Genomic DNA, 16,379 nt, shown 5'->3' on the forward strand with positions numbered 1-16,379 from the left:
ATTTGGGTTGTTGATGCGGGCCTCTTCGCTGGCAAGCCAGCTCCCACAGTGTTCTGGGTCGTTCACGCCTGTTGTGTACACCGCAGCCCCCTGTGGGAGCTGGCTTGCCAGCGATGGCCGCAACTCGATTTCAAGTCGATCGGCAATTATGCCTACCCCGGATGCGCCGCCGCCAACAGCTCTTTGGTATACGGATGCTGCGGCGCATCGAATACATCATGGCTGGCGCCACGCTCGACCACTTTGCCGTCCTTGATCACGATCATGTCGTGGGCCAGCGCGCGCACCACCGCCAGGTCATGGCTGATGAACAGATAGGTCAAACCGTGTTTTTCCTGAAGCTGACGGAGCAGGGCGACCACTTGTTTCTGCACCGTGCGATCCAGCGCTGACGTCGGCTCATCAAGCAGGATCAGCGCCGGTTTCAGCACCAGCGCCCGCGCGATGGCAATGCGCTGGCGCTGACCACCGGAGAACTCGTGGGGGTAGCGATGGCGACTTTCCGGGTCGAGGCCAACCTCTTTAAGCACGCGGATCACTTGTTCATCGCATTCATCAGCCGTCGACTCGCAGTGCACTTCGAGGCCTTCGCTGATGATTTGCGCCACTGACATGCGCGGGCTGAGGCTGCCGAAGGGATCCTGAAACACTACCTGCATCTGTCGGCGCCACGGGCGCATCTGTTTCTGATTGAGACCGTCGAGCGCCTGGCCCTGAAAGCGGATACCGCCTTCGGAGTCGAGCAAGCGCAGGATCGCCTGGCCCAATGTCGACTTGCCGGAACCGGATTCGCCAACGATGCCGAGGGTCTTGCCACGCTGGATGCTAAGACTGATGCCGTCCACCGCCCGCAGGTATTGCTTGCGCTGGAACAGACCGCCGCCGACGACAAACTCAACCTTAAGGTCGTCGACTTCCAGTACGTTCTCGCGCTCATCTCGAGGCAGTGCTTCGCCTTCGGGTTCGGCGTTGAGCAACACGCAGCTGTAAGGATGCTTCGGCTCGGTAAACAGGGTTTCGCAGGGCGCCTGCTCAACGATTTCCCCGGCTTTCATCACGCACACGCGCTGGGCAATACTGCGCACCAGATTGAGGTCGTGGCTGATCAGCAGCAGCGACATGCCCAGGCGTTGTTGCAGGGATTTGAGCAGCAGCAGGATCTTGCGCTGCACCGTCACGTCGAGCGCCGTGGTCGGTTCGTCGGCGATCAACAGCTCCGGTTCGCAGGCCAGGGCCATGGCGATCATCACCCGTTGCCGTTGCCCGCCAGAGAGTTGATGCGGGTAAGCCTTGAGGCGTTCCTTGGGTTTCTGGATGCCCACCAGACCGAGCAGTTCGAGGATCCGTGCCTGCGCCGCTTTGCCGCCGAGGCCACGATGCAACAGCAGGGTTTCGCCAATCTGTTTTTCGATGGTGTGCAGCGGATTGAGCGAGGTCATGGGCTCCTGAAAGATCATGGCGATGCGGTTGCCGCGCAATTCGCGCAAAACCTTGGGATCGGCGCCGATCAGTTCCTGTCCGCGATAGCGAATGCTGCCAGTGGTTTGCGCTTCGCTTTCCGGCAGCAATTGCAGAATCGAATGGGCAGTCACCGATTTGCCCGAGCCCGACTCGCCGACCAGCGCCAGACACTCACCGGGGCGAATGTCCAGGCACAGGTCGCGCACCACGGTCTGACTATGGAAGGCAACGTTGAGGTTACGGATTTCAATCAGGTTGTCAGTCATGGCCACGCTTCAGGATCGAGGGTCGAACGCGTCTCGCAACGCTTCGCCGATGAACACCAATAAGGAAAGGATCAGCGCCAGGGTGAAAAACGCCGTCAACCCAAGCCACGGAGCTTGCAGGTTCTGTTTACCCTGACCGATCAACTCACCCAGCGAGGCGCTGCCGGCGGGCATGCCGAAGCCGAGAAAATCCAGCGCGGTAAGAGTGGAAATGGCCCCGGTCAGAATGAACGGCAAGTAGCTCAGTGTCGCGTTCATCGCATTGGGCAGAATGTGCCGGAAAATCACCTTGCGGTCGCTCAGGCCCAGCGCACGGGCGGCTTTGACGTACTCCAGATTGCGCCCGCGCAGGAATTCGGCGCGCACCACGTCCACCAGTGCCAGCCATGAAAACAGCGCCATGATCCCCAGCAGCCACCAGAAATTCGGTTCGACAAAACCGGAGAGGATGATCAACAGGTACAACACCGGCAGCCCCGACCAGACTTCCAGCACGCGTTGCCCGAGCAAATCGACCCAGCCACCGTAGTAGCCCTGCAATGCCCCGGCGGCGATGCCGATCAGCGCGCTGACGAAGGTCAGCATAAGTGCGAACAGGATCGATACTCGTGCGCCGAAAATCACCCGTGCCAGCACATCCCGCGATTGATCGTCCGTGCCTAACCAGTTGACCGACGTCGGCGGGCTCGGCGCCGGTTTGGTGAGGTCGTAGTTCGGTGTGTCGTCACTGAAAGGAATCGGCGGGAACAGCAGCCAGCCACCGTCCTTGCGAATCAGGTTCTGCACGTAATCGCTGCGATAATCGGCCTGAAACGGTAGTTGTCCGCCGAACTCCTGCTCGGTGTGGCGCTTGAATACAGGGAAGTACCATTGGTCCTGATAGCTGACGACCAGAGGCTTGTCGTTGGCGATCAACTCACCGCCCAGTGTCAGCACAAACAGGCCGATAAACAGCCATAACGACCACCAGCCACGGCGGTTTTTCTTGAAGCGCTCGAAGCGCCGACGCCCAAGAGGCGAGAGCTTGAACATCAGGCGTTCCTCGCGGCGAAGTCGATACGCGGATCGACCAGCGTGTAACACAGATCCCCCACCAGTTTTATCAGCAGGCCGAAGAGGGTAAAGATGAACAGCGAACCGAACACCACCGGGTAGTCCCGCGAAACTGCGGCTTCGTAGCTCATGCGCCCGAGACCGTCGAGAGAGAAGATCACTTCGATCAGCAACGAACCGGCGAAGAACACACTGATAAACGCCTGCGGGATGCCGGACACCACCAGCAGCATCGCATTGCGGAACACATGGCCGTACAGCACACGGCGTTCGCTCAGGCCTTTGGCGCGGGCGGTTACCACGTACTGGCGAGTGATTTCATTGAGAAACGAGTTTTTCGTCAGGATCGTCAGCGTGGCGAAACCACCGATCACCAGTGCCGTTACCGGCAGCACCAGGTGCCAGAAGTAGTCAGCGATTTTGCCGAGGGTCGACAGGGATTCGAAGTTGTCCGAGACCAGCCCGCGCACCGGAAACCAGTTCAGCGACGTACCGCCGGCAAACACCACGATCAGGAACATCGCAAACAGAAACGCCGGCATCGCGTAGCCAATGATGATCGCCGTGCTGCTCCAGATATCGAAATGACTGCCATGATGCACGGCCTTGCGTATCCCTAGCGGGATCGACACCAGATAGGTGATCAGCGTCGCCCACAACCCGAGGGAAATGGTCACCGGCATTTTTTCCAGGATCAGATCGGTGACCGTCGCGCCACGGAAAAAGCTTTTGCCGAAATCCAGTTGCGCGTAGTTCTTCAGCATCAGCCACAAGCGCTCATGGGCCGGCTTGTCGAAACCGTACTGTTTTTCGATGTCCTTGATCAGTTGCGGATCAAGGCCGCGACTGGCGCGGGAAGTGCCGCTCATGGTTTCGCTGGCGCCGCCACCGACACCGGCGCCGCCGATGCCCTGCAGGTGGGCGATGGCCTGTTCCACCGGGCCACCGGGCGCGGCTTGAATGATCACGAAATTGACCAGCAGAATGATCACCAGCGTCGGAATGATCAGCAGCAGGCGCCGCAGTATGTAACCCCACATCAGTGCGGCCCTCCGGGTCTGCCACGGGCAATTTTTTCCGCGGTCATCTGCTGATTGGTCAGCGGTGTGCTGCTGATTTCCCACCAGCTCTCGATGGCTTCGTCATTGCTGGCTTGCACCGACGGTATGCCGAAGCGGTTCCACCACACGGTCGAGGTGCCCGGTGGATAGTAGTTGGGAATCCAGTAGTAATTCCATTGCAGAACCCGGTCCAGAGCATGGGCGTAATGCAGCATGTCGGACTGGGTTGAGGCGCGAATCAGGCCGTTGATCAGCGTATCCACCGCAGGGCTTTTCAACACCATGTAGTTGTTCGCGCCCGGGTCGTTGGCCGACGCGGAAGCAAAGTAATTGAGCAACTCGCCTCCCGGTGAAGTACTGACCGGGTAGCCGGTGACGATCATGTCGTAGTCACGGCTCATCAGGCGATTGACGTATTGCGAGGAGTCGATGCGGCGAATGTTCAGGTCGATGCCGATCTGTTTCAGCGTGCGCTTGTACGGTAGCAGCAGGCGATCCATACCGTTCTGGCTGACCAGGAAGGTAAAGCTCAGCGGCTCACCCTGGGCATTCACCAACTGATCGCCATCGGGTTTCCAGCCGGCCTGCTCGAGCAGTTCAAGGGCTTGCAACTGTTTGTCACGGATAACGCCGCTGCCGTCGGTTTTCGGCGCTTCGAAGACTTTGCTGAAAACCTCGTCCGGAACCTGGCCACGCAGCGGTTCGAGGATTTTCAGTTCTTGCGCATCGGGCAGTTCGCTTGCCGCCAGTTGCGTGTTGGAAAAGTAGCTCTGCTGGCGGATATACATACCGCGCATCATTTGCCGGTTGCTCCACTCGAAGTCCCAGAGCATTGCCAGGGCCTGGCGCACACGGCGATCGGCGAACATCGGTTTCTGCAGGTTGAATACAAAACCCTGAGCGGACTGTGGCGCCTCCGTGGCCAAGTGTGCTTTTTGCAGACGCCCGTCGCTCAGCGCGGGGCTGTCATAGCCGATCGAGTAGCCAGTGGCCGAGAACTCGCGGTTGTAGTCATAGGCACCGCCGCGCAGCACTTGCCGGGCGACGTCGGTATCACCGAAGTACTCGATGCTGAAATGATCGAAATTGTAGAGGCCGCGACTGACGGGCAGATCCTTGCCCCACCAGTCAGCGTTGCGTTCAAAGGTGATGCTGCGCCCCGAATCGACTTTGCCGACTCGATAGGGGCCGCTACCCAGTGGCGCTTCATAGCCACCGCCATTGGCGAAATCGCGGCTCTTCCACCAATGCTCGGGGAATACCGGCAGGGTCGCGATGTCAAGTGGCAGGGTGCGGTTTTCATTGCTCTTGAAGTCGAAGCGCACGGTCAACGGTGCTTCCACTTCGACGCCTTTGACATCGGCAAACTGCGTGCGATAACGCAGGCTGCCTTGGGTCATTAACAAATCGTAGGTGTAGCGCACGTCTTCGGCGGTGATCGCTTTGCCGTCGGCGAAACGGGCCTTTGGATTGATGAAGAAACGCAACGACAGACCGTCGTCCGAGCGCTCCATCTTTTGCGCGACCAGGCCGTAAACGGTGTAAGGCTCGTCCAGCGAGCGCTGGGCCAGGGGCGAGTACAGCATGCCGTCAATCTGGGTGACGCCGATGCCTTTGTCTATATAAGGAAGGACGTGGTCGAAGTGACCGATTTCAATCGCCGAGCGGCGCATCGTCCCACCCTTGGGAGCCTGCAGGTTGGTGTAGTCGAAATGACTGAAACCGGCAGGGTATTTGGCGGGTTCGCCGTAAACGGTCAACGCATGTTGCGGGGCCGCGTTCACACCGGCGGCGCCCGACAGGAGGGCTAGGGCGGTGAGCATCAATGTGGGGAAAACCAGTCGCATTGTCAGCCTTGGAACCGGGAAATCGATAAGCGCAAGTTTTACGCGAGAGGCACGCCAGTCGCCAGCCGTATGTGTAACTGAAACACAACGGCCCACCAGAAGGCGGGCCGTTGGCTAGCAATCAGGTGACGGATCAGTCCTGACGGCTGGTGACTTCCAGCAGGTGATAACCGAACTGGGTTTTTACTGGACCTTGCACGACGTTGATTGGCGCGCTGAAGACCACGGTGTCGAATTCCTTGACCATCTGGCCAGGACCGAACGAACCCAGATCACCGCCCTGACGGCTGGACGGGCAGGTGGAGTTGGCCTTGGCGACTTCGGCGAAATCGGCGCCGCCTTCGATCTGGGCCTTCAGTTCGTTGCACTTGTCTTCGCTGGCAACAAGGATGTGGCGGGCAGTGGCTTTAGCCATGGGGAAACTCTCCAGTCTATTTCAGTAAAGTGTGGAGCCTACCGGATTCAGTGGGCGAATTCTCGGCAAAGTTCCGTTCGCAGGGTTGCGGGTTGATCAGAGATTCGCAGCTCGCAGGCGCGCGGCGTGTTCAACGTAAAGATCAATCGGATCGAGTTCGCGGATGGCCGCGCCAGCAGTGCGGCGCAGACTGCTCAGGTGATCCAGCGGATAGTCGGAACGGATCACTTGCCCCAGATGAGAGCTGAAACGCCCGACGAAACCGTCATTCTGTTCTCCTTCAGTCATGAAATATTGTGACAGCGCCAGGCAAACGCTTCGTACCGGGTCGCCAATCGGCAGCTCGTTTGTCTCGTTTGTCGGCAACACCCCGCTCCACGAGTAATAGTGCACGCCATTGACCTTTGCTGCGCCATGCCCGCCCCAGATGCCGGGCAGCCCTTGGGGGAACTTGTCGTTGAAAGTGCCCACGCCCTCGGTTGTCAGTCCATTGAGCGCTGCCAGTGCATTTTGCGGCAGCGTGACGCTACCGCTGAGCAGTGACAGAAAATCGGCAAACAGTGTCGCCACGTTTTGCGCGACGATTTCCGGCAGCCGGCCTGGCACCAGCGCCTTGCGCAGGAAGTCCGCCAGTTCCGAACCGTGGTTCGGGCCGCTGACCGAAGTCACCGAGGCGATGGCGTCTGGCGCAAGCGCCGCAGCGTATCGTGCAGCCAAAGCACCCTGGCTGTGCCCGATGAGATTGACCTTCCTGGCACGCGTGCCGCGCAGGACACTATCGATCTGCTTCAACAGTTGCTCACCCCTGACTTCATTGTCGTGGGTTGCGCTGAGGTGGGGAACGAACACTCGGTTGCCAGCCGCTTTCAGGGCGCTCTTGACGTCATGGAACAGCTCGAAATGGCCGATGCGTTCGAATCCGAACAGGCCGTGTACCAGAAGGATGGGATAACGAGTTGTAGCATTCCGTTGCATGTTCTTACCTTTTTCTCAGAAGTTCATCGGGAAATCTGTGGGCCACTCTAAAACACACAACTCGTTTAAGAAGTAAGAAGAGGCTTCACTTGCCCGTTGAATCTGGACTATGGGCTGTATGACTTTTCGGATACTTGGGAAGTCCAAATCGGAAGATCTGGCGGTCTCGCGCCTGGCCGAAGTCGATTTAGCGTCGGTTGCCTACTGGGCTAGTAGCTTTTACTTCGTGTCTGCGGCGTATTGGGCTGATATCCAGAGCGCGAACAATCGCGTTGAATGTTGACTGTCGACGTCGTCAATGAAGACAGCGTTAGTCCAAGGCATGGAGCCAACAATGAACACGCATGAAATCGAGTTTTGCTACCGGATGCGCCACCCCGCCAGCCCTCTCGCCGCCAAAGAGTTGCTGCCGGCAGCGACGCTCGAATCGCTGGAAGGGCGCGTACTTGATCCTTCGCTGGGCAAAGTCGTCGTCCGTATTGCCCCTTATCCGAACATGGCGTCTGGCGATCAATTGCTTTTGCGCTGGGAAGGGCTTGATATAGAGGGCTTCGCCTATCACCACGAAATGACGCGGCATGTCAGTGAGGCCCAGGTTGGCAAAGACATCATTTTCGTGATCAAGGGGCTGCATATCGCCGCACTGGATGGCGGTTCACTGGAGGTCTACTGGACACTTTTCAGCGCCGGCCTGACCGAGCCCGCATCGTCTGCGCGCGTGCAATTGTCGGTAGGCGATACACGGCCTCAACTGCTGGCTCCACATATTGTGGACGCAGTCGCCGGGACACTGGATCCGGCACGGGTCACGGAAGGTGCACTCGTCACTCTCCAGCCTTATGCCCGAATGGCGGCAGGTGACCACGTTGCGTTGATGTGGTCTGGAGACACCTCGCCACTATCATTCAGTGATCGATTGAAAGTCGAAGTCTTCGCTGTTGCCGACACCCTGTCTTTCTGGATCCCGCATGAGTACATAGCTGCACATCTTGGAGGCGAGGTGACGGTACGCTATCGAGTCGAGCGAGAGGGTGGTGCGGTGCTCGAATCCGATCCCGCGAGAGTTCTCATCAGCGCCTTGCTGCATGGTCAACTGGACGCGCCCGATGTGCTTGAAGCTGAGGATGGCGTGTTATTGGTGCAGGATTGCATTGATGGCGTCACCGTTGTGATCGGCAATGCCCGGACGCAAGAAGGCGAGCTGGTCTATCTCAAGTGTGATGGCGATTTTTTCAATCACCGCGATGACCGCGAAATTACCCGGGAAACCGCCGGCAAGCCGCTTATCTTTATCGTGCCACAACGCTTCTGGCGCGAGCATCACGGGTCGATCGTGCGCGTTGCCTACACGGTTGAGCGTTTGGATGACGTCAGTCAGGAGTCTGCGGTGACGCAGGTCCGGCTGGAGGCGTAGCTGGAGCGGACCACCCTCCGGTTCTTTGACCGGAGGGTAGCGCCGTCAACTTCAGTGGTGCGCGCCAATGCGCTGAGCTGCATCAAGCAGCAATTGTTGCGTTGCGTCAAAGCCGAGACAGCCATCGGTGATCGATACACCGTACCGTAGCGAGGCACTCAGCGGCTGACAACCTTCGAACAGGTGAGACTCCAGCATCATGCCGATCAAAGAGCTATCGCCCTGCAAGCGTTGTTCAAGCACTTCATTGAAAATGCCTGGCTGGCGTAATGGATCCTTGCCGCTGTTGGCGTGACTGCAATCAACCATGATCCGGTTCGGGACCTTCAGTCGGTTCAGGTCAGCGTGGATTCTGGCAATGCTCTCGCGATCATGATTGGGGCCGTGATGACCGCCGCGCAGGACCAAATGAGTATCAGGGTTGCCTGGTGTCTGAATGATCGCCGGGTGACCCTGGCTGTCTACTCCGAAATGCCGATGAGGATGGGCTGCCGAGCGCATGGCATCGACAGCTACGGCTGCGCCGCCGTCGGTGCCGTTTTTGAAGCCTACGGGCATGCTCAAACCACTGGCCATTTCGCGATGAATTTGAGATTCGGTGGTGCGTGCGCCAATGGCAACCCAACTGAGCAGATCGTCAAGGTAGCCGGCCGCCAGGGGTTGCAGCAGCTCGGTCGCCACGGGCAGACCGAGGCGGATCATTTCCAGCATCAGCTCACGGGACAGTGCCAGGCCAGCGGCCATGTCATCACTGCCATCCAGGTGCGGATCGTAAGCCAGGCCTTTCCAGCCAACGGTAGTGCGCGGCTTCTCGACGTAGGCTCGCATCACCAGGAGCATTCTATCGCTGACCTGTTCGGCCAGTCGTGACAGCTTGCCGGCATATTCGAGTGCAGACTGGGGATCGTGGATAGAGCAGGGGCCGACGATTATCAGCAGACGCTGATCATCACCGTTGAGGATCGCTCGAACCGCCTCGCGATGGGCGGCGACTTGTTGGCTCAAGGCATTGCTCAAGGGCAATTGCTGTTTGAGTTGCAACGAACTGGGCAGACGCACGGTCAGCGCTTCGTTGGCGCAATCGAGGGTGGACAGTGGCAGAGCAGAAACGGACGAGTTCATATTCGGTCTTCCTGGGCTGGCGGCGGGTTCTTCCCGCGCGCTCGGCCCTACTGGGGTGTTCGACAATTGGCCGTATTGGCAATGTGGGCGTGTTTGCCACCTGTAGGTGACCGATCGGAGGCGGCAGGCTGTCCCGAGCGGAGGCTGGTAAATCGCCAGGCGCTAAAGCTGTCGTAACGGTAATAAGTGGCGTAGTTCATTTCGTGAATCCTCAAAGTATCTGGTGTGTTGCTGAAAAAGTTCGGGGCTGAAAAAACAAAACCCCCGGTCGGGAGGCCGACCGGGGGTTGAGAAATCTCTGGTAGGCGACCCGTTATCATGGGCGCCGTTTGGGTATCAGGCGCGCCAGTGGCTAAACCAATACCCAAAATAAAAGCTGACCGGAGCGCAAACGTCATTCACCCGGGCAGCCGCAACCGAGCGCAGGGCGCTGGCGGTACAAAGCTGTGAGAGGGTGTTGAACATGGTTTGTCTCCGATGAGTGGGCCGAGCTTACTAGAGGCCGATGTGGCTCAGCAATCAGAAATTGCTATCGCGTTATCAACAAAATGCCTATTGCCTGATTTGGGCAAGAGTGGTGACACTCAGCGTTTTGCTTGATTGCCAAGGATGAACCGTGTCGACACTGACCATTGCCGCTGCCCAAAGCCTCTCCCTTGCCGAGGACCTCCCCGGGAACATTGCCCGACATTGCCGCTTCATCGAGACAGCAGCGGAGCAGTGTGTTGAGTTACTGGTTTTTCCCGAGTTGTCGCTGACTGGCTATGAAGGAGAAGCGGCCGCAGCGTTGGCGATCGAACCGCAAGATGCCGTGTTGCAACCCCTTAGGGATTTGGCCCGAAAGCTTGGGGTAACTGCCGTTGTCGGTATGCCCATCCGGTTGGAGGGCAGTGTTTCGGCGCTGATCGGCGCTCTGGTTCTGGGCGCGGATGGTTCTCTCGGCGTGTACAGCAAGCAGCATTTGCACACGGGCGAGGAACTTGTTTTTGCACCCGGTTTCGGTGGCCCGACGCTGAATATCGACGGGGACGTCGTCGCGTTGGCGGTGTGCGCCGATTTCACGCATGCCAGCCATGCCGCGGCGGCCGCCGATCAGGGCGCTAACCTGTACGCAGCCGGTGTATTGATCAGCGAGAAAGGTTACGCAGTTGATGCGGCAATACTTCAGGGCTACGCCCGGCAACACTCGATGGCTGTGCTAATGGCCAATCACGGTGGGCTGACCGGCGGTTGGCAATCCGCCGGGCGCAGTTGCATCTGGTCTGAAGACGGTTCGCTGATTGTTGCCGCTCCGGGGACGGGCGATCTTCTGGTCGTCGCTCAGCGTAATGAAGGCGTATGGCAGGGACGGGTTGTTCCTGTTACGCAAGCCCGATGACATTCCACTTGCGTCTTGCCGCTCCAGAAGACCTGGGATTTGCCCGCGATCTCACCTGTCAGAACATGCTGCGTTACTACATTCACCATGACCTGTTATGGCAGGATGAAGCGTTTGACGTAGCGTGGTCGGGGCGGCAGAACTGGCTGATAGTGCGGGGTGAGCTGGCGCTGGGGTTTCTCAGTCTCAGCCGGGATCTGCGTGCACTCTACATTCGGGAATTGCAGATTGCTGAAGCGTTTCAGGGGCAGGGCGCTGGTTCCTGGGCGATTGATCAGGTTATCGACATGGCCATTAAAGAAAGGCGCCGGGCTCTGCGCCTTACCGTGTTCGAAAATAATCCGGCAAGAAACTTGTACGAAAGAAAAGGACTACAGGTTCAGGGTGCGGACGAGTGTTTTCTGCGAATGGAGCTTGATATAAGTACACCTGTGCTCTGAAACCCGCAGCCGGCAAGCCTTCAATGATGAATTGAAACTTTTTAAATGAAGCTTTCCGCTAGGTCTGTGTGGCACTTTTTGCTAAGGTGTCCGGCATCCCAATATGACCATATCGCGAGGTGTCTGCTTGATTAGGGTGCTAGTGGTCGATGACCATGATCTCGTTCGTACAGGCATTACACGTATGCTGGCCGATATCGATGGCTTGCAAGTGGTTGGCCAGGCCGAATCCGGGGAAGAGTCCCTGATCAAGGCCCGAGAGTTGAAGCCCGATGTGGTGCTGATGGACGTCAAGATGCCTGGCATCGGCGGCCTCGAAGCCACGCGCAAACTGTTGCGCAGTCATCCGGATATCAAAGTGGTCGCGGTTACGGTGTGTGAGGAGGATCCTTTTCCGACACGCTTGCTGCAGGCTGGCGCTGCGGGGTATCTGACCAAGGGTGCGGGTTTGCCGGAAATGGTTCAGGCGATTCGCCTGGTGTTTGCCGGACAACGCTATATCAGTCCGCAAATCGCCCAGCAATTGGCGATCAAATCCTTTCAACCGTCCAACGATTCTCCTTTCGATGCCTTGTCCGAGCGCGAAATTCAAATCGCGTTGATGATCGTCGGCTGTCAGAAGGTGCAAATCATTTCCGACAAGTTGTGCCTGTCGCCGAAAACCGTGAACACCTATCGCTACCGTATTTTCGAGAAGCTTTCGATCAGCAGCGACGTCGAGTTGACACTGTTGGCGGTTCGTCACGGCATGGTTGATGCCAGCCTCTGACCATGACTGAAACATTCGATTCCGGCGCGTTTCTGTCGACAGTCAGCGGCCGCCCGGGCGTCTATCGCATGTTCGACAGCGATGCACGCCTGTTGTACGTGGGCAAGGCCAAAAATCTGAAAAAACGCCTGGCCAGCTACTTTCGCAAAACCGGTCTGGCGCCTAAAACCGCAGCGTTGGTGGGTCGCATTGCGCAGGTCGAAACGACCATCACCGCCAACGAAACCGAAGCGCTGCTGCTTGAACAAACGCTGATCAAAGAGTGGCGGCCGCCGTACAACATCCTGTTGCGCGACGACAAATCCTATCCCTACGTGTTTCTGTCCGACGGGCAGTTTCCGCGCCTGAGCATTCATCGCGGGGCCAAAAAAGCCAAGGGCAAGTATTTCGGTCCTTATCCGAGCGCCGGCGCCATACGCGAAAGCCTGAGTCTGCTGCAAAAGACCTTCTTCGTTCGCCAGTGTGAAGACAGCTACTACAAGAACCGTACCCGGCCATGTCTGCAGTATCAGATCAAACGCTGCAAAGCGCCTTGCGTCGGGCTGGTCGAGCCTGAGGTCTATGCCGAAGACGTGCGTCACTCGGTCATGTTTCTTGAGGGGCGCAGTCACGCGCTGACCAATGAATTGTCGACGGCGATGGAAGAGGCGGCGATCAACCTTGAGTTCGAGCGAGCTGCCGAGTTGCGCGATCAGATCGCGCTGTTGCGCAGGGTCCAGGATCAACAAAGCATGGAAGGCGGCACGGGAGATATCGACGTCATCGCGGCTTTCGTCAACCCGGGTGGTGCCTGCGTGCATTTGATCAGCGTCCGCGGCGGGCGCGTGCTGGGCAGCAAGAATTTCTTTCCGCAAGTCGGTATCGAAGAGGATGTGTCGGAGGTCATGGCCGCGTTTCTCGGCCAGTACTTCATCAGCAGCCCCGAGCGGGATTTGCCGAGCGAACTGATCGTCAATGTGGTTCACGAAGATTTTCCGACGTTGATCGAGGCGATCCACGAGTTGCGTGGCCGAGAGCTGGCCATCAGTCATCGGGTGCGTGGTACACGTGCGCGCTGGCAGCAACTGGCCGTGACCAACGCAGAGCAGGCATTGGGCGCACGCCTGGCCAACCGTCAACACACGGCAGCGCGGTTTGAGGCCTTGGCCGAAGTGTTGAACCTGGATGAGCCGCCGCAGCGTCTGGAGTGCTACGACATCAGTCATTCCAGTGGTGAGGCAACGGTTGCTTCCTGTGTGGTGTTTGGCCCGGAAGGCGCAATCAAGTCGGACTACCGGCGCTACAACATCGAAGGAGTCACGGCGGGTGACGACTATGCCGCCATGCATCAGGCCCTTACACGACGCTTCAGCAAACTCAAGGAGGGCGAGGGCAAGCTGCCGGATATCTTGCTGGTCGACGGTGGCAAGGGTCAGCTGTCGATGGCTCGTGATGTTCTCAATGAACTCGCCGTGCCGGATCTGATCTTGCTGGGTGTCGCCAAGGGTGCCACGCGCAAGGCTGGCTTTGAAACGTTGTATCTAAATGATGCGGCGCATGAGTTCACCTTGCGTGGCGATTCGCCGGCGCTGCACCTGATTCAACAAATCCGCGATGAGGCCCACCGTTTTGCAATTACCGGACACCGCGCCCGCCGCGGCAAAACCCGCCGTACGTCAACGCTGGAAGGCGTTGCGGGCGTTGGCCCGACCCGGCGTCGCGACTTGTTGAAACATTTTGGTGGATTGCAGGAGCTGACTCGTGCAAGCATCGAAGAGATCGCCAAAGCCCCGGGGATCAGTAAAAAGCTCGCAGAGTCGATTTATGCAAACCTGCATAGCGAGTAGAATGCCCCTTCACCTCGTAGCCAGTTGTGCCGATGAATATCCCTAATCTGATTACCGTTCTACGCGTTCTGCTCATTCCGATCTTCATTTTGCTGTTCTATCTGCCTTATCAGTGGAGTTACATGGCCTCCGCCTCGGTGTTTGCCTTTGCGGCAGCGACTGATTGGCTGGACGGCTACCTGGCGCGCCGCCTCGAACAAAGCACTCCGTTCGGTGCGTTTCTAGATCCGGTGGCCGACAAACTCATGGTTGCCGTGGCACTGGTGCTGCTGGTGCAGGAGCACGGCAATCTGTGGCTGACTTTGCCTGCGGCCGTCATCATTGGTCGCGAGATCGTCGTTTCGGCACTGCGTGAATGGATGGCCGAACTCGGCGCCCGTGCTCACGTCGCAGTCTCGAACCTGGGCAAATGGAAAACCGCTGCGCAAATGCTGGCACTGGTAATCCTGTTGGCCAATCCAAAGGACTTCAGCTTCTGGGTGATATTGGGTTACGCGTTGTTGATGGTGTCCGCAGGCCTGACTTTATGGTCGATGGTTCAATACCTTCGTGCGGCCTGGCCACATCTGAAAACCGATGTTGAAAAGAAATAAAACTTTTTTGAATCAAAGGGTTGACGGGGCTTCTGAAATCTATAGAATGCGCCACACCAAGCGGGAATAGCTCAGTTGGTAGAGCACGACCTTGCCAAGGTCGGGGTCGCGAGTTCGAGTCTCGTTTCCCGCTCCAGTTTGTACGTGTTTGTTGTTGTGCTACTGACAGCAAATGCTTTGAGGCCGAGTAGCAAAATGGTTATGCAGTGGATTGCAAATCCACCTACGCCGGTTCGATTCCGACCTCGGCCTCCACTATAAACAAGCTCCGTAGATCCATGATTTACGGAGCTTTTTTATTTGCACTGCGCTGCAAGATTTAGTCTTGAAATACGGCCATTGCAAACTTGCTTCGCCGGGAAGTGATGTATATATTTCCCGCTCTGCTATCCAAGGTTGGATCCTGTCAGGGTCGCGACTGTGCAGCAGGAAGCAGCAACACCGCGCTACCGCCCGAATGGCGAAACTGGTAGACGCATGGGACTTAAAATCCCCCGCTCGTAAGGGCGTGCCGGTTCGATTCCGGCTTCGGGCACCATGAATATCAAAGGCCTGCATGAGTTTTCTCATGCAGGCCTTTTTTTTGCCTTTTTTTATGCAGGGCTAAACGAAAGTCTGCCCGCTAAAACCCCGAGGCAAGCGCTGAAGTCCGGCCATTGCTGTCAGCCGCTCGACCCATTCTGTGCGCCAGCTTGCTTCGCCATTCGTGGCTTTGGCCTGGCGGGCCATTCTGCGGGCTGCGTTGCGCTGGTCTTTTCGTGCCTGTTTGAAGGCATCGGTATTGCGGCAACTGCGGCATTTCACACGATTAAGCTCTCTGCTTGCCGACAGTTGTTTGCCTTTATGACCACAGGCCAGATGCCCGTCAACGTTGAAATGGATAACCATGAACTGTCTCCTTTGCGACGTGTATTGCTTTTGACAACTCACCTCCTGTGCCGTTCGGCAATGGGGCGCAGGCAAAAAAACACCCGCATGCGGGCGGGTGAGAGGGTGTTTTGCAAAGGAGTGGTTTTTACTGTAGACGCGCAGATGTGATCGTTATGTGAAAACGCATTCGCGGGGGAGAATAAACATTTCGGACAGGCAAATACGCGGTGACCTGTGTGTCACCGCTTGTGAGGCAAATTCCTGAGACCTTGGCGAAGTCGCTGTCATCTGAACCGAGGCAGTGGCCGATCGACAGGCTTGAGCGCCGACAGCGTATTGCGAATCAGCGGAGCATCCTTCTCTATATCGTTCAGCCGGTCACGGATGCGCAGGGCGGTCGGATGCCCGCCTTGGTGGTCGACCCAGTCGGCGATCTCTTTGCAAGCGGCCGCGAGGCGTGCCTGACGGGCGTCGAGCAGGGTGAGGAGGGTGGTGATGGACTCTTTTTCGGACATGAAACACCTCCGTTCTATGAAACCTGAGCTGCAGCAAAAAGCCCGCGTGTTGCGAGCCTTCTACCGTGGGGCGCTGCTCCTTCAGCTGGTTTCAGTATAGACCCGCTTATGATCGGCATCAGCCGGACGATTCGCGGACCGCTTTTGGGGAACTGGCTGCGTTGAGGCGTTTGCATTCACGTCGTGCGTCCTCTTCAACGTCGTAGCCATCGCCGATGAAGCCGTTGGTGCGGGTGTCGCAGATGCGAAACCAATTCAGGGCTTCGGCGGGATCATGCTGGCTGTCTCCGGCGCGTCGACCATGAATGATGATCTTGTTGCAACGCTTCACAACGAAAATGTCTTCCATGGCGTCACCGCAGCTGATTCGTGTC

General features: G+C 57.8%; 16 protein-coding genes and 3 tRNA genes. 9 read left to right on the forward strand and 10 right to left on the reverse strand.

Annotated features, from left to right (window positions below; genetic code table 11):
* Positions 1–152 precede the first annotated feature (152 nt).
* From ACW9IR_RS11525 to ACW9IR_RS11550, 6 genes are all read right to left on the reverse strand, one after another.
* Complete coding sequence (locus tag ACW9IR_RS11525; protein ID WP_102901899.1) at positions 153–1,727, reverse strand: ABC transporter ATP-binding protein; 1,575 nt, start codon at positions 1,725–1,727, stop codon at positions 153–155.
* A gap of 9 nt (positions 1,728–1,736) precedes the next feature.
* Positions 1,737–2,759, reverse strand: a complete 1,023-nt coding sequence (locus tag ACW9IR_RS11530; protein ID WP_095047801.1) for an ABC transporter permease — start codon at positions 2,757–2,759, stop codon at positions 1,737–1,739.
* Positions 2,759–3,820 carry a microcin C ABC transporter permease YejB gene (locus tag ACW9IR_RS11535; RefSeq protein ID WP_077573122.1) on the reverse strand — a complete coding sequence of 354 codons (1,062 nt, stop codon included), beginning with the start codon at positions 3,818–3,820 and terminating at the stop codon, positions 2,759–2,761. Before ACW9IR_RS11535 ends, ACW9IR_RS11530 begins: the two co-directional genes overlap by 1 nt.
* Entirely contained in the window at positions 3,820–5,688 is a 1,869-nt protein-coding gene (locus ACW9IR_RS11540; RefSeq protein ID WP_457463259.1) for an extracellular solute-binding protein, read from the reverse strand. The genes ACW9IR_RS11535 and ACW9IR_RS11540 overlap by 1 nt, the downstream gene beginning before the upstream one ends.
* Before the next feature lie 133 nt (positions 5,689–5,821).
* Complete coding sequence (locus tag ACW9IR_RS11545) at positions 5,822–6,103, reverse strand: peptidylprolyl isomerase (RefSeq protein ID WP_003445034.1); 282 nt, start codon at positions 6,101–6,103, stop codon at positions 5,822–5,824.
* Positions 6,104–6,199: 96 nt separating this feature from the next.
* The gene (locus tag ACW9IR_RS11550; protein WP_457463261.1) at positions 6,200–7,078 is read right to left on the reverse strand and encodes a lipase family alpha/beta hydrolase; all 879 of its coding nucleotides are present in this window, start codon (positions 7,076–7,078) and stop codon (positions 6,200–6,202) included.
* A 334-nt stretch (positions 7,079–7,412) separates the two neighbouring features.
* On the opposite strand from ACW9IR_RS11550, the gene ACW9IR_RS11555 reads away from it, so the two are divergent.
* Positions 7,413–8,492 carry a hypothetical protein gene (locus ACW9IR_RS11555; protein ID WP_150707086.1) on the forward strand — a complete coding sequence of 360 codons (1,080 nt, stop codon included), beginning with the start codon at positions 7,413–7,415 and terminating at the stop codon, positions 8,490–8,492.
* A 51-nt stretch (positions 8,493–8,543) separates the two neighbouring features.
* Here the strand turns inward: ACW9IR_RS11555 and ACW9IR_RS11560 are convergent, their stop codons facing one another.
* Positions 8,544–9,614 (reverse strand): 3-deoxy-7-phosphoheptulonate synthase, encoded by a 1,071-nt coding sequence (locus tag ACW9IR_RS11560; RefSeq protein WP_110719176.1) that lies wholly within the window; start codon positions 9,612–9,614, stop codon positions 8,544–8,546.
* Between the two features lie 616 nt (positions 9,615–10,230).
* On the opposite strand from ACW9IR_RS11560, the gene ACW9IR_RS11565 reads away from it, so the two are divergent.
* The 8 genes from ACW9IR_RS11565 to ACW9IR_RS11600 all read left to right on the forward strand — a co-directional run bounded on the left by ACW9IR_RS11565 (position 10,231) and on the right by ACW9IR_RS11600 (position 15,158).
* Complete coding sequence (locus ACW9IR_RS11565; protein WP_457463264.1) at positions 10,231–10,992, forward strand: carbon-nitrogen hydrolase family protein; 762 nt, start codon at positions 10,231–10,233, stop codon at positions 10,990–10,992.
* Positions 10,989–11,432: a GNAT family N-acetyltransferase gene (locus ACW9IR_RS11570; protein ID WP_457463266.1), complete on the forward strand. Its 444-nt coding sequence runs from the start codon at positions 10,989–10,991 to the stop codon at positions 11,430–11,432. Before ACW9IR_RS11565 ends, ACW9IR_RS11570 begins: the two co-directional genes overlap by 4 nt.
* Before the next feature lie 127 nt (positions 11,433–11,559).
* Entirely contained in the window at positions 11,560–12,201 is a 642-nt protein-coding gene (gacA, locus tag ACW9IR_RS11575; protein ID WP_016984198.1) for a response regulator transcription factor GacA, read from the forward strand.
* A 2-nt stretch (positions 12,202–12,203) separates the two neighbouring features.
* Positions 12,204–14,027 (forward strand): excinuclease ABC subunit UvrC, encoded by a 1,824-nt coding sequence (gene uvrC, locus ACW9IR_RS11580; protein ID WP_110719179.1) that lies wholly within the window; start codon positions 12,204–12,206, stop codon positions 14,025–14,027.
* Between the two features lie 32 nt (positions 14,028–14,059).
* Positions 14,060–14,620: a CDP-diacylglycerol--glycerol-3-phosphate 3-phosphatidyltransferase gene (pgsA, locus tag ACW9IR_RS11585; protein ID WP_007950102.1), complete on the forward strand. Its 561-nt coding sequence runs from the start codon at positions 14,060–14,062 to the stop codon at positions 14,618–14,620.
* A gap of 60 nt (positions 14,621–14,680) precedes the next feature.
* Positions 14,681–14,756 (forward strand) — tRNA-Gly (locus ACW9IR_RS11590).
* Between the two features lie 45 nt (positions 14,757–14,801).
* Positions 14,802–14,875, forward strand: a tRNA-Cys gene (locus ACW9IR_RS11595).
* 196 nt (positions 14,876–15,071) lie between these two features.
* Positions 15,072–15,158 (forward strand) — tRNA-Leu (locus tag ACW9IR_RS11600).
* Positions 15,159–15,223: 65 nt separating this feature from the next.
* On the opposite strand, the gene ACW9IR_RS11605 is transcribed toward ACW9IR_RS11600, so the two are convergent.
* The 3 genes from ACW9IR_RS11605 to ACW9IR_RS11615 form a co-directional block, all read right to left on the reverse strand.
* A complete protein-coding gene (locus ACW9IR_RS11605; RefSeq protein ID WP_457463270.1) occupies positions 15,224–15,508 on the reverse strand; it encodes a hypothetical protein in 285 nt (94 codons plus the stop codon).
* A 266-nt stretch (positions 15,509–15,774) separates the two neighbouring features.
* Positions 15,775–16,005 (reverse strand): hypothetical protein, encoded by a 231-nt coding sequence (locus ACW9IR_RS11610; RefSeq protein WP_008082703.1) that lies wholly within the window; start codon positions 16,003–16,005, stop codon positions 15,775–15,777.
* A 118-nt stretch (positions 16,006–16,123) separates the two neighbouring features.
* On the reverse strand, positions 16,124–16,354 hold the full coding sequence (locus ACW9IR_RS11615; protein WP_102901891.1) for a hypothetical protein: 231 nt from the start codon (positions 16,352–16,354) through the stop codon (positions 16,124–16,126).
* Positions 16,355–16,379: the final 25 nt, after the last annotated feature.

The organism is Pseudomonas sp. SDT291_1_S447 (assembly GCF_054070155.1).